A 20,177-nucleotide genomic window follows, 5' to 3' on the forward strand; every position below is an offset into this window, starting at 1 on the left:
CCAGGATAGCGAGGTTGGCGATCGCCACGCCCCAGTTTCCCGTTTTGAAGTTGAAGTGAATGTAGCGAATGTAGTCCCCGCCCACCTGGATCAGATTTTTGCCTGCATGGGCAACTTGGGCCGCGGCGGGATCGGGCGCTGGGGGTTTGGTTTGCATGAGCGTTTCCTCCCGTTGGGGCAATGGTTGCGGGAAACGGTCGCGTCTGGCGGGTTTCTAAGGGGACGACTAGGGAGACGGCAGGGGAGACGGTTCGGCGGACGGGGAGGCGGGCTGAACCTGCTGCTGGGACGGGTTGCCGCCTTCGTTGTTGCCAAAGACCACATTCAGCCCCCAGGCGAGTCCGCCCAGAGCCAGCAGCCCAATTAGAAAAAATACGAAGTTGTAGTTGGTCGTCGTCGTGGTGGTCATGTTGCCGCCAACTTGGGTGACGTTTTTTCCACCCGTCGCGGTCATATTGGCGCGGTCTGGGGTCGGCTCTTGCGGAGAAGGATGTGCCATAAAAGTCTGTTGAACTCGACAGGACGTGTGACGATCGCGAATTCAGGAATGGCGCTGGCAAAGATGCATCCCGCGTTCAGTCCATTCTTAAATCCATTCTGGAAACGGGAAGCGGGCGATCGCATTCCCCCTGGGGCTACTTTGGGAGAGCCACGTCGAAGCGGGTGCTCTCCAAGGATTCAGATATCTCTTAGCCAGATTTCAGTCAGATCTCAGGTGGGCTAGCTAGATTCGTGCAAGACCTGCCAGGACTCGATAGAATGCTCACAGTTCATCTAGTGCTGTCAGCTTGTCCGCAGCGTGCGGGCGGGGCGGCGGCTTATTTGTCTAGCCGTTTTGGTTAACCCTTCAAGCGTTTTAATTGAACATTTCCCCATGAGTGATTACTATCAAGCCGAACATTTGCCCAATTTTGGTCAGGTCGCAGAGGGTAGCCCTGAGCTAGCGAAAAAGTTTTTTGACTATTACGGCGCAGTCTTTGCAGATGGGGCGCTGTCGGCGCGGGAAAAGGCGCTGATCGCGCTGGCGGTGGCCCATGCTGTGCAATGCCCCTACTGCATTGATGCCTACAGCAAAGAAAGCCTCCAGCAGGGCGCAGATTTGGAACAGATGACGGAGGCACTGCACGTGGCGACGGCAATCCGGGGCGGCGCATCGCTCGTACATGGAATGCAGATGCTCGACCACGTTAAGCAGTTGGCCATGTAGGGCAAGTTTGAAAAGGGAAGTTTGACCATGTTTGATGATGCTGAATTGACCCCTGCGGCCGCATCGGGGGCGATCGCCGCTCGGATTTCGCAAGCGCTGGATCTGGAGAATAACAGCGCTGGCCCAAAGCCCACGACCTCTTTGCTACGGCGGCGATCGCCCTTGGCTAACCCCCAGCAGCAGCTACAGACGCTAGAGTCTGTACCCCTAGAGGGCGATTCTCGTAGGGACCGCTTCGCGAATCGCGCTGACTTTGCCGCCCGATTGCAGCAGCACGGCTGGCCCTCGCTCCGGCCGGCGACTTTGGAAATTTTTCAAATTAACGTCGGCAAGCTGTGCAACATGACCTGTCGCCATTGCCACGTCGATGCGGGCCCCGACCGCCACGAGGTGATGTCCCGCGACACGATCGAGGCCTGCCTCCGCGCCCTCGACCAAACCACCGCCCACACGGTAGACATCACGGGCGGCGCACCGGAATTAAACCTACACTTTCGTTACTTAGTAGAGGAATGCGTGCAGCGGGGCAAGCATGTCATCGACCGCTGCAACCTCACCGTGCTGCTGATTCCCAGCCTGCAAGATTTGCCCGAATGGCTGGCGGAACGGGGCGTAGAGGTGGTCTGTTCGCTGCCCCACTATCGCCAGTTCAACACCGACAGCCAGCGCGGCGACGGCACCTTCGAGAAATCCATCGAGGCGCTGCGGCGGCTGAATGCAGCGGGCTATGGCCAGGGGGATGCCAAGCGGCGGCTGACGCTGATGTCTAATCCGGTTGGCGCGTTTTTGGCGGGCAGTCAGGTCAAGATGGAGCAGGAATGGAAGGCTGGCTTGCTGAAGAATCACGGCGTAACCTTCGATCGCCTGATCGCGTTGAATAATATGCCCATTTCTCGCTATCTGGAGTGGCTGGAGCAGTCGGGCAATCTGGAGCGCTATCTGGAAGTGCTGGTGAATGCGTTTAACCCAGCGACGATTTCCGGGCTGATGTGTCGCAATACGCTGTCGATTTCCTGGGATGGTCGCCTGTTTGATTGCGACTTTAACCAAATGCTGGAGTTGCCCGTACAGCTAGCGGGCGATCGCCCCGCCACGGTTCACGACTTTCATCCCGACCTGCTGGCGCAGCGAGAAATTGTGACGGCAAGACACTGCTTTGGCTGCACAGCCGGGGCAGGCAGCTCCTGCGGCGGCGCGATTGAGTAGCGGCTTTGCGACCAGGGAAGCATTTAGGTTACCACCAGCGATCGCCCCAGCGGAAAAACTCTGGGCGATCGAAGTGGAACCGACCAAAGCCGAGAAACTGGCCGTGGGCGCTGCCGCTATCTGGTTCTGGCGGAAAGGCGACCACGCGGAACAGATAGGTGCCGTCTAGCTGGGGATTTCGCCTGGGGCGCAGGGCCAGGGTAGCAGTGGTTCCCGGCGGCAGGGGCGGATCGAAGACGACTGCAAGGGTCTGGGTATCGCGGTCATAGGCTACGGAACCGAGGGATAGGCGATCGCCCCTCCGGTTTCGCGTGCCCACAAATGCACTAGTCGCCTCCAGTCGATAATCAACCCGGCGGGCAAAGGTGCTGCTGTCTCGCTGCTCGATCGTGACTCGTTGCAGAGGTTCGCCTGCATTCGGCGGCAGCGTCACGGTGAAATAGTAGGTCGGGTTTGGCGCAAAGGTCGTCGTGCGGGTTGTGCCATAGTCGGTCAGGCTGGGCGGCTGCTCGAAATACACCGTGCCGTCTGCCAGTTGCACTGCTGTTGCGGCGAGTGGGGTGGACAGGGCGAATCCGGATGGGAGGGCGATTGCCAAGAGGGCCCCAGCCCAACTCGAAATGTTCGGTTTCATGAGACGTTTCCATGCAACATTTCCTTCGATTGTACGCAGAAGGCAGGGCGTGTCGATTTTGGATTTTGGCTTGGCGATTTTGGCTTGCCAATCAAGCAGTTGCGGCGTTTCCAGCCACATTGCTGGTGGAGGCACTGGGAAAAATTGCCAAAACGCAACAAACAAAAACTCCGCCATCCTCAAACGGGAGAGTGGCGGAGCAGGACGAATCAACTCAAGCTATCTTGCAAGGATTAATCGGCAGAACTAACACAACTGAACGCAGTCTCGTTATCCCAGCGTCACTTTCACGACCTTGTTCTTTTCGGCTTCCACCTTGGGCAGGGTCAGATGCAAAATACCGTCTTTGTATTCCGCAGATACCTTGTCGTTTTGGATGCGGCTGGGCAGCGGCACGACGCGGCTAAACGAGCCGTAGCGGAACTCAGAGCGCTTGATGCCGTTTTCTTCGGTGTGGGTTTCCGATTTGCGTTCGCCTTTAATCGCAACCGCATCGGCAGTCACCTGAATATCCAGATCTTTGGAATCTACACCCGGAATTTCGGCCTTTAGCACCAGTGCGTCGGGCGTTTCTTGTAGCTCGATTGCAGGCGCGGTGCGGAGTCCTGCTTTGCGATCGCCCTCCAGATTAAACACATCCAGCAGTTCGTTCATGTCTCTTTGCAGGGTTTCTAATTCACGGAAAGGAACCCAATGAACTAATGCCATATTGCTCATCTCCCTCAGAGTACTGTCAGAGTATTGTCAGAGTATGGGTGTTTCTTCAGTCCCTCATTCTGGTTTCTTGCAGGACTTACTGACACTCCTAATCTATCGAATTCAAAATTTGAGTGAGTTCGGTTTTCAAGACGGTAGAGGATCGTCTTTCCTCACCGGGTTAGAGAGTCAGCTTAGAGCGGACTTTACAGAGGCGATCGCCCGCCAGATCCGCATAGCTACGAGGGCCAGCCCTCCCAGAATCAAGGCTGAAAGCGACAAAAGGCTTTCCACTCAGTAGTTTCCTCCTGCCGCTCTACGTAAATTCTGTGGAACAAACGTTTGTATTTAATTTGTATTTAATTAAGGGCGATCGCTCCGTATTTAAGCTGACGAATCTGCTGATAGAAGCCTCAAAAAGACCGCTAAAACAAAATCCCTTCTTCGTTAAAAATTGCTTTACATAGTGTCTTTTCTTTATGGGTCGAAGTGCATCCTGTTAATACAAGGGGTGCGAAGGATCAATTTTGCAGAATTGGTTCGTCTAAGCACGCAGCGAAGCAAGCTGCAACGAACTCACTAGCGCACAAGAGCATTCTTTAACCTATGAAACTGAAAGCGTTTAAAACATTCCTCTGCACTGCGGCAACGCTCGGCGTTCTGGCTTTCACCGGGTCGCAGGCCCAAGCCTTCCAGGTTGGCGGCTGGAATTACACGATTGACTCATTCAACGATGGCACCGAGTGGGATGCCCAAAACAGGCGCTTGGTCGTTGGGCAAAACAGCGATTTCGAGTTCTTTGGCATGGCGTTTCGGGTTCTAGAAGATCGCGTGGTTTTTGCCATCAACTCGAACCTGTCTCTCAATGGCTACGACCTCAACGGCGCACGGAACAACAAGATCAGCTACGGCGATCTGGTGCTGAACTTCACCAACACCGCAAGCTTCAATGCTGCCCAGAGCAACCTGTTCGCGATTCGGTTTGACAGCACCAACGACACGAACGTGAGAGTGGTAACCGAAACCCAAACCGTAGACAGCAAAGGCCGGGTCAAAACAACGCGAACCACGCAAATCAGCCCCTTGGGCCTGTACGGCGGCGTGACCACGACTAGCCTGACCAACGTTAACTCTGGCTTTAGCAGCCACCAGCAGCACGCAACCGAAGTGGCGAAGGTGGGCGGTTCTGCTTCTCTGGGCGACTTGGCAGCAAACAATTCCTACTTTGGCTACAACACTGCCGCTCAAACCAACATGCTGTCTGGCACCTACCTGGGTGGCATCAACATGCTGGCGGCGGCTGACCTGAGAGGGTTGGGGCTAAACTTTGGCCAGTTCAATGCCACGGGTAACCACACCTTCGGGTTCAGCATCGACCGGAGCCTGCTGCCCGTGGGCGACTTCATCGCGAGCCTGTTTGCAGAGTGCGGCAACGACGGCATCGTGATGGCGGGGTCCACCGCTGTGCCCGAACCGACGACGATGGCTGGAACGGCGATCGCCGCTGGGTTGATGTACGCTCGTCGCCGCCGCAAAAAGCAAGAAGCCTAGATGACCGTTTACGGTTCCCTGTTGATGAACGATTGAATACACGAGATCCCATTAGTAAAGCCCCGCATTGCGGGGCTTTCTGTTTGAGAACTTGCTCTTTGATATCGGTTAATTACGATTCGCGATTTAAGACTGGCGATTTAGGATTTTCGATTTCGGATTGCCGAATTCTCAGGGCAAAATTCACAGCCCAAAACTCACAGCCCAAAATTCACGATGCGCCCGAAGCTGTCGGGTGTCAGGCTAGCCCCACCCACCAGAACGCCGTCAATTTCTGGCTGAGCCATGATGACATCAATATTGTCGGGCTTGACCGAGCCGCCATATTGAATCGGCACGTCGGGGTTATCGATTTGCTCACGGATTAGCCCAATCACGCGGTTCGCTTCATCGGGTTCGCAGGTGTCGCCCGTGCCAATCGCCCAAATCGGTTCGTAGGCAATCACCAGGTTGGACTGATCTACATCCACCAGATCATTCTCAAGCTGGTTAAAAATAAACGGCTCGGTTTGCCCCGTAGACCGCTGCTGCTTAGTTTCCCCCACACACAGAATCGGCGTAATGCCAAACTCCTGAGCGGCTTTCAGGCGCAGGTTCACCGTGTCGTCCGTTTCGCCAAAATACTGCCGTCGCTCGCTGTGGCCAACGACGACGTAACGCACACCCGCTTCTGCTAACATCGGCCCGGAGATTTCACCCGTGTAAGCGCCTTCGGCAGCCCAATGAATGTTTTGCGCGCCCAGCCGAATCCGACTCCCGTGCAGGTTTTTGGACAAGAGCCAGAGATCGGTATAAGGGACGCAAAGCACGACCTCCCGATCGTCGGGCGTTTCCGTCAGATGCTTCAAAAACCCTTGCAGAAACTCTTGCGCTTCTGCCTGAGTTTTGTACATTTTCCAGTTGCCAGCAATAACCTTTTTTCGCACAGGGGTCTTCTTGAAAACAGCACATCAAATCCGAGCATTCTCCAGTCTAAAACGGAATGGTATCCCTGGCGTACAATACGGGCAGATCACTCAGGGGAAAACGAACGTACTGCATGGCCCGCACGCCAACCCTCAAGTTTGACCGGGGCACTTTGATTTTGCATCCGCCGCCCAGGGGCAAGGCCTGGGTGGATTTCGCGACCTGGGATGACCGGGTGGAGCGGTTTCGGGTGCCTGCTATGCAGTATCGTCCTTTGGTGGAGCGGCTGCGGGCGGAGGGCACGACGTTTGACGATGAGGCAAAAGCGTTTGAGCCGATCGCCCTGAATGCGGCCTTTGAGCGGCAGCCCTATCCACACCAGCAGGAGGCACTGGCCGCGTGGCAGGCGGCCGGGCGACGGGGGGTGGTGGTGCTGCCGACCGCAGCGGGCAAGACCTATCTGGCGCAGATGGCGATGCAGGCAACTCCGCGCAGCACGCTGATCACAGTGCCGACGCTGGACTTGATGCACCAGTGGTATGCTCATTTGCTGGCGGCATTTCCCGATGCAGAGGTAGGCTTGCTGGGGGGCGGATCGCGCGATCGCACGTCTGTCCTAGTTGCCACCTATGACAGCGCGGCGATTCATGCAGAGTCTCTGGGCAATCGCTATGGGCTGCTGATTTGCGATGAGTGTCACCATTTGCCCAGCGACTTTAACCGGGTTATTGCAGAATATGCAATCGCCCCTTATCGCCTGGGCCTGACCGCTACGCCCGACCGCAGCGACGGCCGCCACGCTGATTTGGACACGCTGTTGGGGCCAGTGGTCTATCGCCGCACGGCGGAGGAACTGTCGGGTCATGCGCTGGCGCACCATGAAATTGTGCAGGTGAAGGTAAAGCTGTCGCAGCAGGAGCGCGATCGCTACACAGCGTTGATTGCAACCCGCAATGCATTTCTGGAGCGGCATAGGGTGTTTTTGGGCAGCCTGTCGGGTTGGCAGCAGTTTGTGCGGCTGAGTGCCCAGTCGCAGGCGGGGCGGCGGGCCATGCTGGCACACCGGGAGGCAAGGGCGATCGCGCTCGGCACAGAGGGTAAACTGCGGGTTCTCACCGATCTGCTAGCACAGCACTACCCCGACCGCACGATTGTCTTTACCAACGATAACGCCACGGTTTACCGAATTTCCAGGGAATTTCTGATTCCGGCGCTGACGCACCAGACCCCCGTGAAAGAACGCCACGACATCTTGCAAAAGTTCCGCGAGGGCACGTATCAGACGCTAGCCGTGTCCCATGTGCTGAATGAAGGCGTAGATGTGCCCGATGCCCGTGTGGCCATTATCCTGTCGGGCACGGGGTCGAGCCGGGAGTATATCCAGCGGCTGGGGCGGGTGCTGCGCCGGGGCGACGGCGACAAGCAGGCAATTCTTTACGAAGTAGTGGCAGAGGAAACGACGGAAGAAGGCGTATCGCGCCGCCGCCGCGCCCAAACGGGTCAAGGGCGATCGCCCCAGTTGGAGCTATTGCCCCCCGCGTCGCCCCCAGTCTCACCCTACGAAAAGTTTCTCCAGCCCACGCGCAAAGCCGCAGAGCCGTCGGGTTCCTATCTAGCTGAGCCTCAGCCTAATCCAGACGACAATGTGTGGTAGCGCGGCATGGTGCAACGAAGAACTCACGCCATATCGCAACGCCGAGCGCTACACCAACTGATGCTGCTCTTGCTCAAGCTGGCGAACTAGCGTGTCGTCCCCCTTAGCCCGTGCCACTTCCAGACGATGCTGCAACCGCTCCATCAGGTATTGGTGATGCACCTTTGCCAATTCTTGCTGATCGAGCAGGCGGGCGTGAGCATGGGCGATCGCGTGGTGTGCCTGAGGATGGGCAGCCGGACGCACCACCCGCCCCATCGAATTCACTTCGCCCGTCTCGGTTGTTTGATAGGCTACGCCACGATACTGCAACCGATTGACGGGTTGGGGCACAGGCACATGACGGGGATAGCTAAAGTGAAGCTCCCGTCCACGGTAGAGGCCGACGGAGCCAGAGTCTCGCATCTGCATAGGAGGGACAGGCTCCTGCTCATAGTCGTGACCCCGATACGTTAATCTCATCTGTTCCTCCTAAAGAATTTTGTCGAATGTTTGTCAAGCTTTGGGCTGCCAGTGACCCTTGGGAAATCTGTACTGGCTGAATTAACGAGAGTCTGTATGAGAGTCTGTATAAGTCTCTATGAGAGTGTGTATTAGTACGCCACTGAACCACTTAAGGGTACTGGGGAAAGCCAGACCCGGAGGGGCGATCGCCCTTTTGTCAAGATCCGGTTCGAGAGATTCTGTTCGAGTCTGTTAACCAAATTCGCGGTCTACCAAATTTGCGGTCTAACTGTTTGCTCTTCGATATAGCTGTAGCCTTTCAATCTGTATTTTAAGCTACCGTTTGAAGGAAATGTCAAGATTTAGCTAAATTTAATTTCTGCCTATTACCACCGATTTCCACCCCTCTCCGGCCCCGCGTGAAGGAAGTGTCATTGAGGGAAGTTAAGGCGTGTGCGGGGCGATCGCCCAAAAGTTAAGGATCATCCCTGCCAAAACTCCCTAACTTTTCTGTATCGACCCGCCTGGGGAAACAGCATAAAACTAAGACATAAAGCAACACGCCAGATAGCCCCCACCGCATCTTTCCTGGCTCACTCTCAAGGAGACACAACCATGCAACTCACTTACCGCTCCGTCAACTATGCCTACACCGCTACCCAGCTTGAGGCATCCCGCCAAGCCAACCTGGAATCGATGGATCTGACCTATCGCGGCGCAAAGATTAACCCAGAAACCCCTTCCGCCACCCGCTCGACGGGATTTCCCTTGAAATATCGCGGTGTCGCTTACGGCAGCTAAGCGGTTAGCGCAACCCCACCGCTTCATCTCCAAAACTAGCCCCAGAAGTGTCCCGCAAAATTTCCAGCAAACCTGAACCCCTCCCGTTGAACGCGCCTTGAGTAAGCCCCCCTCAGTGCAATGCCCCCCTGTTTCAGGTTTGCTTTTTTCTTAAAACTCCTTCCCGCTCCCGGATATCAACAGCAATCGACAGCATTCGCACACATAGCGTATCTATCAGCTTATCTGCTTAGCTTACTTACATAGTCTGTTTGCTGACCTGATTGACACCTGATTGATACCCGATACTTACGGTTCAAGCACGCTGCTTAGCTCGTTTCACGTTAATCGCCTACCATCAACGCTTCGGCTAACAGAGGTCATTATGCAACTTACCTATCGCTTTGCCAGCTACGAATACAGCCCTGAAAAGCCCCAAGGCTCGATAGCTTCTATGCCTGGTGAAAGGATGTATCGCGGCATCAAAGTCCAGACTGCTATTCACGCCGCAACCTCACAGAAGCATGGTGTCCATAACCTGAAGTATCGCGGCGTAACCTACGAGCAGTAAGCGGCCTGAATGAGGCAGCGCAAGTGGCGCAGCGTGCAAGTCGCCCTGCACTGGCACAAGCGATGCTCCTAATGCCCGCCCAGCGTATCCAAGACGGACATTGCATAGGCGCTTCACGCAATTCTATAGGTTTCACAAGAAGGTTTCACAAGATTTCAAGGAGCAGTCTTAGGGACTGACGCAGTTGGACGATCTCTCGTGGGTGCAGCCCGCGAGAAATCGTCCAAAACCCAGAAAACTGATCGCGAGTGCGTCAGTCCTGAGTCTTTCAAAGCATTAGGGTGTGTCTTTCTGAAGTCGTCACGTGGTCTAATCACAAAACATTGGTTTGTGTCGAAGAGTGAATGACCCCCTGAACTCCAGGGGGTTTTTCTTGGCCAGGCTAATCGCACGGGCGCTACATTCCTGTCGGGGTTGACCTGTCAGGGTTGATCCGTCAGGGTTGAATGGAGACTGGCGGTGCGTGTGTCCCTTTTGCAGCATGAATCAATTTCGCACCAGCCTCACGCTCATCTCGTAGTAGATCGCTAGGCAGATGGCTAGGAAATTGGGCGCGGCGGCGGCGCGGGTCTACCTGCGTGGCTAGGGCTAGCTCCGTTACCAACTCCATTGGCTTCGCGAGCAGGCGACATCCTCGCTGAGGGGGGTATTTCTCTAGGCAACTGGGATGCCTGAGTTTGGGGTTCCGGGGTCGTGCGTTCGGGAAAAGCACACTCGACCACGATCTTGATGTTGCAACCGGCTGTTCCTGTGGCGATATAGGGCACACCTCCCACACCGCTGACGTTCACCCCAAATTCCAGCGTCACCTTTTTCACATCTGCCATTGCAGCCCCTCGAAAAGCGTTGAGGGTATGCTGCGTATAGGTCTTAATCGTGCTTTCGATGGCTTGGAAGCTCTGCGCTATTTGAGTATTTGGGTTGCCTCGATTCCATCCTTTTGAGGTACGAGACACTTCCTCAGAAGGTTCATTGGGGTATCCGTTTCCGGTTCCACCACCGTTCGTGGGTACATCAATTGCTTGGATATCGTCTGTGGCTTCGACGTACAAAATGCTGCCGTCTTCAAGCTGAATGGGTTGTAGTTTTGGCATCTTCAATCCTACGGGTCACTCCTCGTGTTGCTGCTGGCGATCTGGTGTTTTATGAGAGGGTTTAGTAAACCCAGCAGCAGGGTTCTCGACCGCGAAGCTTGCGTGAAAACACTGACGCAAGAGCCTGGGCGATCGCACTCAAAACACCAGAAAACCGCATTCCGAGCATAGGCCGATTGCGCTGCAACCCGCACGAGAGTCTAACCCCTCATTTAGACCAAGAATCCTGAGGGCGAGAATCTGGGGGCAAGAATCTGGGGAAGCCGCGAAAACCCCGACCCTAAACGGGGCAGGGGGCGCTGGTGACCTGTCGCAGACGAGTGAGGGCTTGCCATGCAGAACCCTGGTCGAGCAGTTGTCCTGCAAGGGCGATCGCCTCTGTCAACGTTTCTGCTTTGCCGCCGCGCCATAGATAAAAGCCCGCGTTCCACAGCACCGACTCGCGCAGTTCAGACGGTTTGCCCTGCAACACCTGGAGCATAGCTTCGACTGCGGCGGCGGGGCTGGTCAAGGGGACATTTTTGCCGCCCATGCTGTAATCGTAGGGGTGCAGGTGCAGCCGCTCCAGTGCGTCTGGCGACGGGGTGCTAAAGCCGAGGATGGCGGTGCGCTCTCGCGGCAGGTCGCAGCTTCCTTCCAGCCCCTTGACCGTGGTGTAGAGCGGTGTGTTTCGCAGCGCAAAGGCTGCCTGCGCCATGCCTTCGGTAGGGGGATGCACAAAGCCCACGACGACGTGGCTCTGCCCCGCATAGGGCGACCAGATGAGTTCCAGCGTGGCAAAGGGCGGGCGCTTGCCAATCTGATCGCGATATTCCACTAGCGCCTGCGCCAGTGGAAAGTGGGTGGGCATGTAGACAAAGCCCATGCCTGTGCGTTCCAAAACGTCCTGAACTTGGCTAAGGGACAGGCGCAACCAGTCTACGCCCAGCCCAGCCCACAGCGTTACCAAGGGCACGCCCTCTTTGGTGGGCATGATGTCGCCGCCGTGCTGAATGACGGGCTGGTCTGCGGCGAGTAGAATCAGCGTCGTGACCAGGCTCAGCGGCAGCGTGCGATCGCGCCCGTCGTAGGGGGCATTGAGGATGAAAACAGGGCGATCGCCAATCGATTGCAGCTTTGGGCCCAACTCATCATAGGCATCCAGCATTCCTGCCAGTTCTGTCCCCGTGGGGCGCTTGATGCGGTGAGCAATCATGAACGCACCAATCTGAGCGGGCGTTGCCTCTTGCAGCAGCATCATGCGCGTGGCGGCGGCAGATTCTTCGCGGGTCAGGTCTTGGCTGGTGTGGGGGCCGCTGCCGACCTTTCGCAGCAGCGTTCTAAAGGCGTGGCTCATGCCAAAGAGGAGGGAGATGGGATTAGGGGGTCGTCGCGGCCAGGGGGGGCTGGCGGATGCGCTGGGGGAGTTGGGACAGGATCAGGTTGTAGAAATGGCGGATTGGGGGAATTTGCAGGCGATCGCTCGTCGTCACCATCACCACCTGGCGCGTCAGGGGGGGATCGGTCAGGGCGGTGTTCGCATCGGGCGCAATCGGGCGAATAGCCAGCGCCGGATCGTCGTAAGCCTCGATCAGCGCCGATTCAGGCAAGAGGGCCAGCATGTCGCCCTGGCGCACCACACCGCGAAAGGCATCGGGCGTATTTAGCTCCAGCGCAGCCCGCAGCGGCGTTCCCCGGCGGGTAAACTGCTCCTGCACAATCCGCTGCATCCCGTAGCCGTCCTTGAACACGACTTGCGGATAGCGGGCCAGGTCGGCCCAGGGCACTGCGTCGCAGCCTGCCAGGGGATGATCGGCCGCCATCAGCAGCTTAATCGGTTCGTCATAGAGAACTTCCACCACGATTTCTGGACTGCTGGCCACAAAGCGGTTGTTCATCACAATCGCCAGATCCACCAGTCCATCACGCAGCACTTTCAATGCGCGATCGCTCCCCAAGGCCGTTACCCGCAGTTGCACCTCTGGATAATCCTGACAAAACTGTTGCAAGACAGGCGGCAGCGAATAGGCGCAGAGGGAGTGAATCGCCGCTACGCAGAGTTCTGGCTGTTTGCCCGCCCGCAGTTCTCCGAGTTCTTGGGTGGCGTTCGCCCATTCCTGGCAGATTTTGCGAACCCGAGGCAACAGGCGATCGCCCGCTACCGTCAGCTTGGCCTGGGTGCTGCGGTGAAACAACGACATTCCCAAATCAGATTCCAGAGATTGAATCTGGCGGCTCACGGTGGATTGCGTCACGCCACAGCGCAGCGCCGCCTGCTGAAAACTGCCCGTTTCTGCCACTGCCAAAAATGCCTTCAACTGCTCTAGGCGCATTGCTGTTTGCCCCTTGCACTCCGCCCCAGATTGGTTTAACGATTTGCGTTAACGATTCGCGATGTTCGTCACGGTCTTTGGGAGTAAATGCGACTCAGTAAATGTGATTCAGATAACATTATCCCCAAGTTGCTTTGACCTTAGCGGATTTGGGCAGGGGGTTCCGTAGAAGCGGATACAAGACGGAACGCGATGGGCTTTTGAGACTCGATATCAGTGACTCGATATCAGTGACTCGATATTAGGCGCTCAGTTTTGCCTGATTCTTGGCGCGTCGCTCAGTCTGAATGGTTTGCACTGCGTTTATCGTCAGCGCGACCAAAATTAGCACCATGCCCAGTCCTTCTACACCGCTGGGGCGCTCGCCCAGTTGCAGCCACGCCGCCAGCACGCCAATCACCGGAGCCGCCAGGGTAGACAATCCCGCCGTGCCCACGGGTAAGTTATTCAGTGCGTAGAACCACAGAAGCCAGGCGATCGCCGCTGCGGGTACGGCATTATAGAGCAGCGCTGCGATGAACGTGGGCGACCAGACAATCGGCTGAGTGGGGATCATCCAGGCGGCGATCGCCAGTGGAATGCTGCCAAACAGCATTTGCCATGCTGACATCGAGAGCAGGTCTAGCTGTTGGTCCCGTTGCAACACCCGCGCCAGCACAGCGCTAATGGCCCAGCAAATGCCCGCGCCCACGGCAATGATCTTGCTGCCCAACCCGCTCGACAAATCTAGCGGCATCAGCACCAGCAGCAGCCCCGTCACGGCCATGCCGACACTCAACCACTGCGATCGCCTCAGGGTTTCTTTCAGGAAAATCCACGAAAACAGCAGCAGCCAAAACGGCATGGTATAGTTCAGCACGGCCGTTTTGCCCGCGCCCCCATTCACCAGCGCCCAGGTAATTAGCCCCACGGTTGCAGTGTTTTGCATGAGTCCCAGCAAAATTGTCCCCGGTACGGCCTCGGGCCTTAGCGGCTTTCGCAGGGCAATTAATGCCAGAAATAGACTCAGCGCCCCCAACACCAGCCGCATTGCCGCAAAGTCGAGCGCCGACGCATAGGCAATGCCAATTTTCATCACGACCCAGTTATAGCCCCAGATCATCGTCAGCACGAGCAGGGACAGAAACGCAGCGCGATGGTTTTGAGAGGACGTTGGCGACGACTTTGGCAGCGATTTCGGCATCAGTAGAAAACCCGATAGCGTAAGAACAACCTGACTAGGCAGGATGCCACTTTACCCTATCGAGCGCAGGACGAAAACCGTCAGCCCTGAACGAACTGCTTGCCGTAAGACTTAGCTCAACATGCCAGACAGCAGTGCCCCGGCTGCCTGCTTTAGCGCGTCTACCTTGTCAAGCTGTTCCCACGGCAAATCTAGATCCGTGCGGCCAAAGTGACCGTAGGCCGCGACATCCTGGTAGAACCGTCCGCCCCGCTCGGCAGGCAGTCGGCTTAGGTTATAGGTCTGGATGATGCCCGCCGGACGCAGTTCAAAGTGCTGTTTCACCAGTTCCAGCAGACGCTCATCGTCGATCTTGCCCGTGCCAAAGGTGTCTACCATGATGCTGACGGGACGCGCCACGCCAATCGCATAGCTCAACTGCACTTCGCACTTGTCTGCGAGTCCGGCCGCGACGATATTTTTGGCGGCGTGGCGGGCGGCATAGGCAGCGCTGCGATCGACCTTGGTGGGGTCTTTGCCAGAAAACGCGCCGCCGCCGTGGCGAGAATAGCCGCCGTAGGTGTCCACGATGATTTTGCGACCCGTCAGCCCCGAATCGCCCTGGGGCCCGCCAATCACAAATTTACCCGTGGGGTTCACCAAAAAGCGCGTACCGCTGTCGGGCTTGATAGCAATGTCCGAAAAGATGGGCTGCACGACGATTTGCCAGAGGTCTTCCCGAATCTTGGCTTGAACCGCTGCCGGATCGGTGATGTCGTCGATGGTTTCCGTGTGCTGCGTAGAGACGAGAATGGTGTCAATGCCGACAGGGCGACCGTCTTCGTAACTGACTGTGACCTGGGTTTTGCCGTCGGGACGCAGGTAGGGGATCTGACCCGACTTTCGCACAGCAGCGAGGCGACGCGAGATGCGGTGGGCCAGGCTGATTGGCAACGGCATGAATTCCGGCGTTTCGTTGCAGGCAAAGCCAAACATCAATCCCTGGTCGCCCGCGCCGATTGCGTCGAGTTCTTCTTCACTGCGCTGCGATCGCTGCTCATGGGCCTTGTCTACACCCTGGGCGATGTCGGGCGACTGGGCATCGAGCGCCACTAGCACCGCGCAGCTATTGGACGAAAAACCGTTGACCGAATCGGTGTAGCCAATTTCTGCGATCTTTTGGCGGACGAGATCGACGTAGTTCACGGTGCCTTTGGAGGAAATTTCTCCGGTGATCAGCACCAGACCCGTATTGACGACGACTTCTGCGGCGACTCGGCTGCTGGGATCTTGGGTCAGCAAGGCATCGAGGATCGAGTCCGAGATCTGGTCACAGATTTTATCGGGATGGCCTTCGGTAACAGATTCTGATGTGAATAGATAGCGACGGGACAAGGGAAACGACCTCTCTAACGTAGGATGGAACTGAAAAGACGGGATAGAAAATGCTGTGCCAGCAGCCGTGAATGAAGGAAGCGTAATGGCTCAGGGACTCAGCAAGAGGAACTGAGATGCAAGGGCGAGAGCGGACACGGGGCAATGCAAGAGGCTATCTGAGGAGAATATCATAGATTGAATATCGCATCGCACATTATAATTCCCCATTCTCCACCGGGAATTGCATGTTTCAAATCTTTAATCTCCGTTTCTGTTTTGGATAGCGGCTTTTCAGTTTATCGGAATGGACAGGTTAAATGACCTGAGACGTGCCAGTTTCGAGGGGAATGCTTCAAGGAAGTGACCCTAGCATCTAAGACGGAACTTTTCTGCGCGATGGGCCTTGGAAGCGGGCGGGGAGCGATCGCCCCTTTTGTTTCACCTGGTGCAACCGCTGGCGCAAGCGAGAGAGATCACCCACCTGGCCGCCATAGCGCCACGTTACGTAGGACTGAGCAATCTGGTGGATGAGTTCCCCGTGGGCGGGCTGCTGCTGCTGGGCAGTGCGGGCAAACTCCAGGGGCGTGTCGCTGGGGGCCTTGCGAATGTGCTGTTCGGCGAGCCAGCGCAGCATCTCCTGATAGAGCGCCTCCGCCGGAGCCAGGGACTTCAACCAGCGGCGATCGCGCCAGGCCGTCCAGCCGCTCCAGCCCAGCCAGCCCAAAAATGCCGCCACCGTGAGGCCCATCAGCCCCGTCAGCAGCCCCACCCAGCCCTGCGTAAACCAGCGAGTTAGGGTAGACATGGCCCAGCCAAAGCCCTGGGCGATCGCCTCTAGCAGCCCATTCAAAAAGCCCGACACCGGAGAGGGCAGCCAGCCCGCGATCCATTCCCAGAATTTCTTCAGCGCGGCGAACACCTGCGACTCTTCGACCGAGGTGGGGATCACGTCTCCGCCGGGAATCGGGTTAAAGGCAAACCAGCCATATTTGTGGAAATAGACCTCCGTCATGGCAAAGGCATCGGTGTTTCGCACCACGTAATAGCCCGTAAAAGGATTAAACTCGCCCGCGCCAAAGCCCACCACCAGCCGCGCCGGAATGCCAAGGGAGCGCAGCATGACGGTTAGCACCGTAGAAAAGTGGTCGGGATAGCCGCCCTGGTACTTGTAGAGAAATGCCTCGACCAAATCCTCGTCTTCTTCCAAAAACGGCAGATCGGGCAAAACGCGATAGTTTTGCTTGAGATATTGCGCCAGGTAGAGGGCTTTTTCGTAGGGCGCGGTGATTGGCGTGGGCGACTTGGCCAGCGCCTCTTCTGCGGTCTGGCGGATGCGGGGGGCGATCGCCGCTGGCACGTCTAGATAATAGTCAGTGATGTTGGACGGGTTGACGGTCGTGGCATTCCGCAACTGAGTGCGATCGCGAAAGGGCACTTCCGACACCACGGTATAGGTCAACCCCTGGGACAGCGGAATGGGCGATCGCAGCGCACCTTCGGGATCGATGGCAATTTGCCGCGTGGGAAAGTAAAGCTCCTTGGCTTCGTAGAGGGCGGGCACTAGGTTGGGCAAATCTGCAACCACAGTAAAGGTCTGAATCACTTCCCGCGTCTGGTTCAGCGTCACTAACCAGGGCAGAATTTGGCGATAGGTCCAGGGCGATCGCTCTAGCACCTGCACGTCGTTTTCCCCATCCCGCGACACTTCCCAGCCCTGCCCCGTATAGCGGTCGAACGCCATCACGCGCCAAAAGCCCTCGGACTGCGATCGCACGCGCATCACCACCTTTGGGGTCAGCGAGCCGCGCAGATTTTGGTTCATCTGGCGATTAAAGCCATAGTAAAAATCTGCATCCACTTCGCCCGGCCCGCCCTGCACATTGCCGTTTGCGCCCATGCCGCTGCCCGTGCTGGCGCGACCGTCGCGCACATAGCCAGGGTTGATAATCGTGCCGCCGTCAAACTGGCCTTCAAACTGGATGGGCGCACTGACCGGAAACGCCCGCAGTTGATAACCCGGAAGGCGGGGCAAAAAGGCAAAAATCACCAGCCCCAGCGCCAGCGTAATGCCCAGCACGCCTGCCAGCGGCCGCAGCGGCAAGCTCTGGCGAATGCGCCGCATCGTCTTGGGAGCAACCCCAAGCTGAGAGCGATAGTCTAGCACTAGCGCCGGAATGCCCAGGGCCACAAAGGCAATCAGCAGCGGCGCAAACCAGAAGGTCTGGCTGAGAGTGGCCGCCACGCCCATCAAGATCAGCCCGATCACAATGGAATAGCCCAGGTCTTTGCGGCGCGGCAGGTCAAAGCTGTGAAAGACCTGAAGCTGGATCAGCAGTTCCGCCAGGGCCATGCGCGTGTCGTTGCGCTCTGCCACCAGCCGCACAAAAAAGACCGCCAGGGCAATCAGCATGGCGATCGCAATACAAAATTTCACCGGGATATTGCGGCTGCGGCGACGCGACCAGCTCCAAGCTCCGCCCACCGCGCTCATCGGCACGGCCCACAGACTTACGCCCAAGGCATCGGTCGTGTCTGCCGCTGACACATCTACCGCAATAATGCCGACAATCACCATCGCCTGCACCAGCACCCGCAGCGGCAGCGAATCTTCTGGCGGCTCCGAGGAATCTAAATCGCCAAGCCGCCGCTGCATCTGTGCCCAGAGCGCTTTGCCGTTCAACCAGTTACCCCGCCGCTGCGAAACCGGATTCGCCATGCTGTTCTGCTAACCCTCAAGCTGTTCTGATACCCGTTCTAGCACTGGTCTTCCCGGAATGGCTTCTAGACAGCGCTATTTGCAAACGAGATGAGTGCCAACGCCAGCGCAACGCATCAAACAATGTTCTACTAGGCGGCGCTGACAGCTATACCCGTTATGCCACGCGGACGGTATCTTACAAGGGGATTAGCGAGTTGCATGATGACGTGCCCACTGGCGGATGGCTTGGCGCAGGGCGCGTCGTCCTTCTGACCGATGCGCTTCGATGATCTGCGGCAGTTCACGGAGGGGCAGTTGGGGTAGAGCCAGACTCGGCTCTGCTTCCGCATAATCCCCCGATTGAAAGTGGTAGATCTTCAAGTTGCCGTCGTCGTAGCACCAGAGTTCGGGCACGCGCAGCCGAGCGTAGATGGGGAAGCGATCAAGGGATTTGTTGGTAATGTCAATCTCTAGCGCCAGGTCGGGTGGCGGGTCTTGGCGCAAGTCTAGATCGGTTCTGCCGCGCACGGCGGGTTCGTTTTGAAAGTAGAAGCAGTTGTCAGATTCCAGCCCGACCCTCTGGAGGCGATCGCGCCATGTGGTAGAGCCATAGCTTTCGTAGTTCAGCGCTAGCTCGTCGGCCATGTCCTTCACCGCGTCGCCAATCACCTCTTTGAAATATCCGTGTTCCAGTAGCGGGGTCATGATCTCCAGCGTGCCGTTGTCGTAGGCGATACGGGCAGAACGGCGATCGCCCAGGTCTTCCAGCAGCCGCTCAAACTGCTCCCAGCTAATGTTGTGTAGCAAAACGCGATCGGCGCGATGGGAGGTAGCAACCATTGGGAGAGGGATGGAGGATGAGGGATGGAGGATGAATGCGCTGCTTCTACTCTTCTAGTATTTCAACTAAATCTTCGATCGACACGTCGAAGGCGCGAGCTATCTTGAACACAGCGCTCAAATCAACCGTATTCAGCATGTCTCGCTGCACGTAGCTTCTTATGGTGTTGTAGTTCACGCCTGCATAGTCAGCGACTTCTTTCAGCGTCCAGCTTCTCTGCTCGGCTAGCTCTTTGATGCGAAGTCTGACATAACCCATGTTTTGCTTGACACCGTTGCGTATGCAACATATGATTTCGACATGCCAATGGTGCGTATGCAACGAAGGCATATTTTGTAGAGAGAAGGGCGATCGCTTTTCTCTCTCTCCTCTACAGGTGCAATAAGTTCTGTTTGCCAGATCGCCAGGTTTGATCCCCCCTCCCCCCCTTAATAAGGGGGGAACCGAGCCGCTCCGGAAGTCCCCCTTATTACTAGCGAAGCGGCGCGTAAGCGCGGGGATTTAGGGGGATCTCCACCGATCGCACTGAGGATAAACTTTGCACGCCCTACCTTATTTCAGGTGACATCATGATAACTCCAAAGTCCGTACCCGATTTGCTTCGGGTGCCTGTTCCTGTTGTGCCAAACGGTCAGCAGCCCGTTCGCATTCTGATTTGTGGCGTGCTGCCCGGTGTAAATCCTATTGTGCATCAGCTTCATGTCCGGCGCTTTGCCGAAGCGGGCGAATCGTCGCCGCCGCTGCCGTCGCCTGTGGAGGGCGAAGTGATTCGCATTTTGGTGCGCTATTGGTCAGGAGGGCTGGTCAGGAGGGCAATTCCTGTAGGGAACGTGCGCCGCACCACTTGCGCGAACGCTTCGCAAATCGCCCGTTGCGGCCACAGCTAGGAAATATTGCCAGAGCGACTGCAAAAAAAATCAGTTGGGTCGGTCGCGCCTTCCCAACTGAAATCCAAGTATTCAGGGCTATTCAGGGTTATTCAGAACCTTGTGCTGACCCACGGGCTGCTAGGCCGAGTTTCCCCAGAACAGGCTTATCGACCCG

20 protein-coding genes are annotated in these 20,177 nt (G+C 56.9%); 7 read left to right on the top strand and 13 right to left on the bottom strand.

The window, feature by feature from the left end:
* Positions 1 to 226 precede the first annotated feature (226 nt).
* A complete protein-coding gene (locus IGS51_RS09590) occupies positions 227 to 499 on the bottom strand; it encodes a hypothetical protein (protein WP_172357476.1) in 273 nt (90 codons plus the stop codon).
* Between the two features lie 375 nt (positions 500 to 874).
* Between IGS51_RS09590 and IGS51_RS09595 the strand changes: the two genes are divergently transcribed.
* Both IGS51_RS09595 and arsS read left to right on the top strand, forming a co-directional pair.
* Positions 875 to 1,207, top strand: coding sequence for an arsenosugar biosynthesis-associated peroxidase-like protein (locus IGS51_RS09595; RefSeq protein WP_172357478.1), 333 nt, complete (start codon positions 875 to 877; stop codon positions 1,205 to 1,207).
* Between the two features lie 27 nt (positions 1,208 to 1,234).
* Positions 1,235 to 2,413: an arsenosugar biosynthesis radical SAM (seleno)protein ArsS gene (gene arsS, locus IGS51_RS09600; RefSeq protein WP_297078196.1), complete on the top strand. Its 1,179-nt coding sequence runs from the start codon at positions 1,235 to 1,237 to the stop codon at positions 2,411 to 2,413.
* 28 nt (positions 2,414 to 2,441) lie between these two features.
* On the opposite strand, the gene IGS51_RS09605 is transcribed toward arsS, so the two are convergent.
* Together IGS51_RS09605 and IGS51_RS09610 are read right to left on the bottom strand one after the other, a co-directional pair.
* The gene (locus tag IGS51_RS09605; protein WP_297078197.1) at positions 2,442 to 3,047 is read right to left on the bottom strand and encodes a DUF2808 domain-containing protein; all 606 of its coding nucleotides are present in this window, start codon (positions 3,045 to 3,047) and stop codon (positions 2,442 to 2,444) included.
* Between the two features lie 270 nt (positions 3,048 to 3,317).
* A complete protein-coding gene (locus tag IGS51_RS09610; protein WP_297078198.1) occupies positions 3,318 to 3,755 on the bottom strand; it encodes an Hsp20/alpha crystallin family protein in 438 nt (145 codons plus the stop codon).
* 594 nt (positions 3,756 to 4,349) lie between these two features.
* Here IGS51_RS09610 and IGS51_RS09615 point away from each other — a divergent pair.
* Positions 4,350 to 5,294, top strand: a complete 945-nt coding sequence (locus tag IGS51_RS09615; RefSeq protein ID WP_297078199.1) for a PEP-CTERM sorting domain-containing protein — start codon at positions 4,350 to 4,352, stop codon at positions 5,292 to 5,294.
* A gap of 197 nt (positions 5,295 to 5,491) precedes the next feature.
* On the opposite strand, the gene tpiA is transcribed toward IGS51_RS09615, so the two are convergent.
* Entirely contained in the window at positions 5,492 to 6,220 is a 729-nt protein-coding gene (tpiA, locus tag IGS51_RS09620) for a triose-phosphate isomerase (RefSeq protein WP_172357488.1), read from the bottom strand.
* 113 nt (positions 6,221 to 6,333) lie between these two features.
* Here tpiA and IGS51_RS09625 point away from each other — a divergent pair, with 113 nt between their 5' ends.
* Complete coding sequence (locus IGS51_RS09625; RefSeq protein ID WP_297078200.1) at positions 6,334 to 7,854, top strand: DEAD/DEAH box helicase family protein; 1,521 nt, start codon at positions 6,334 to 6,336, stop codon at positions 7,852 to 7,854.
* 48 nt (positions 7,855 to 7,902) lie between these two features.
* Here the strand turns inward: IGS51_RS09625 and IGS51_RS09630 are convergent, their stop codons facing one another.
* Positions 7,903 to 8,316 carry a DUF4278 domain-containing protein gene (locus IGS51_RS09630; protein ID WP_297078201.1) on the bottom strand — a complete coding sequence of 138 codons (414 nt, stop codon included), beginning with the start codon at positions 8,314 to 8,316 and terminating at the stop codon, positions 7,903 to 7,905.
* Positions 8,317 to 8,913: 597 nt separating this feature from the next.
* Between IGS51_RS09630 and IGS51_RS09635 the strand changes: the two genes are divergently transcribed.
* The gene (locus tag IGS51_RS09635) at positions 8,914 to 9,099 is read left to right on the top strand and encodes a DUF4278 domain-containing protein (RefSeq protein ID WP_297078202.1); all 186 of its coding nucleotides are present in this window, start codon (positions 8,914 to 8,916) and stop codon (positions 9,097 to 9,099) included.
* Positions 9,100 to 9,463: 364 nt separating this feature from the next.
* On the top strand, positions 9,464 to 9,649 hold the full coding sequence (locus tag IGS51_RS09640) for a DUF4278 domain-containing protein (RefSeq protein ID WP_297078203.1): 186 nt from the start codon (positions 9,464 to 9,466) through the stop codon (positions 9,647 to 9,649).
* 539 nt (positions 9,650 to 10,188) lie between these two features.
* Here IGS51_RS09640 and IGS51_RS09645 read toward each other — a convergent pair.
* The 8 genes from IGS51_RS09645 to IGS51_RS09680 form a co-directional block, all read right to left on the bottom strand.
* Entirely contained in the window at positions 10,189 to 10,743 is a 555-nt protein-coding gene (locus IGS51_RS09645; protein WP_297078204.1) for a CU044_2847 family protein, read from the bottom strand.
* A gap of 280 nt (positions 10,744 to 11,023) precedes the next feature.
* A complete protein-coding gene (locus tag IGS51_RS09650; protein ID WP_297078205.1) occupies positions 11,024 to 12,079 on the bottom strand; it encodes an anthranilate phosphoribosyltransferase family protein in 1,056 nt (351 codons plus the stop codon).
* 22 nt (positions 12,080 to 12,101) lie between these two features.
* Positions 12,102 to 13,055 (bottom strand): LysR family transcriptional regulator, encoded by a 954-nt coding sequence (locus IGS51_RS09655; RefSeq protein WP_297078206.1) that lies wholly within the window; start codon positions 13,053 to 13,055, stop codon positions 12,102 to 12,104.
* A 241-nt stretch (positions 13,056 to 13,296) separates the two neighbouring features.
* On the bottom strand, positions 13,297 to 14,238 hold the full coding sequence (locus IGS51_RS09660) for an EamA family transporter (RefSeq protein WP_297078207.1): 942 nt from the start codon (positions 14,236 to 14,238) through the stop codon (positions 13,297 to 13,299).
* A 111-nt stretch (positions 14,239 to 14,349) separates the two neighbouring features.
* On the bottom strand, positions 14,350 to 15,612 hold the full coding sequence (metK, locus tag IGS51_RS09665; RefSeq protein WP_297078208.1) for a methionine adenosyltransferase: 1,263 nt from the start codon (positions 15,610 to 15,612) through the stop codon (positions 14,350 to 14,352).
* Positions 15,613 to 15,967: 355 nt separating this feature from the next.
* Positions 15,968 to 18,247: a DUF3488 and DUF4129 domain-containing transglutaminase family protein gene (locus IGS51_RS09670; RefSeq protein ID WP_367279302.1), complete on the bottom strand. Its 2,280-nt coding sequence runs from the start codon at positions 18,245 to 18,247 to the stop codon at positions 15,968 to 15,970.
* Positions 18,248 to 18,499: 252 nt separating this feature from the next.
* The gene (locus IGS51_RS09675) at positions 18,500 to 19,132 is read right to left on the bottom strand and encodes a Uma2 family endonuclease (protein WP_297078210.1); all 633 of its coding nucleotides are present in this window, start codon (positions 19,130 to 19,132) and stop codon (positions 18,500 to 18,502) included.
* A 46-nt stretch (positions 19,133 to 19,178) separates the two neighbouring features.
* Complete coding sequence (locus IGS51_RS09680; protein ID WP_297078211.1) at positions 19,179 to 19,391, bottom strand: helix-turn-helix transcriptional regulator; 213 nt, start codon at positions 19,389 to 19,391, stop codon at positions 19,179 to 19,181.
* Positions 19,392 to 19,702: 311 nt separating this feature from the next.
* Between IGS51_RS09680 and IGS51_RS09685 the strand changes: the two genes are divergently transcribed.
* The gene (locus IGS51_RS09685) at positions 19,703 to 20,020 is read left to right on the top strand and encodes a hypothetical protein (protein ID WP_297078212.1); all 318 of its coding nucleotides are present in this window, start codon (positions 19,703 to 19,705) and stop codon (positions 20,018 to 20,020) included.
* The last annotated feature ends 157 nt before the right edge of the window (positions 20,021 to 20,177 follow it).

The organism is Thermoleptolyngbya sp. M55_K2018_002 (genome assembly GCF_015295965.1).
Classification (GTDB): Bacteria; Cyanobacteriota; Cyanobacteriia; order Elainellales; family Elainellaceae; genus Thermoleptolyngbya; species Thermoleptolyngbya sichuanensis.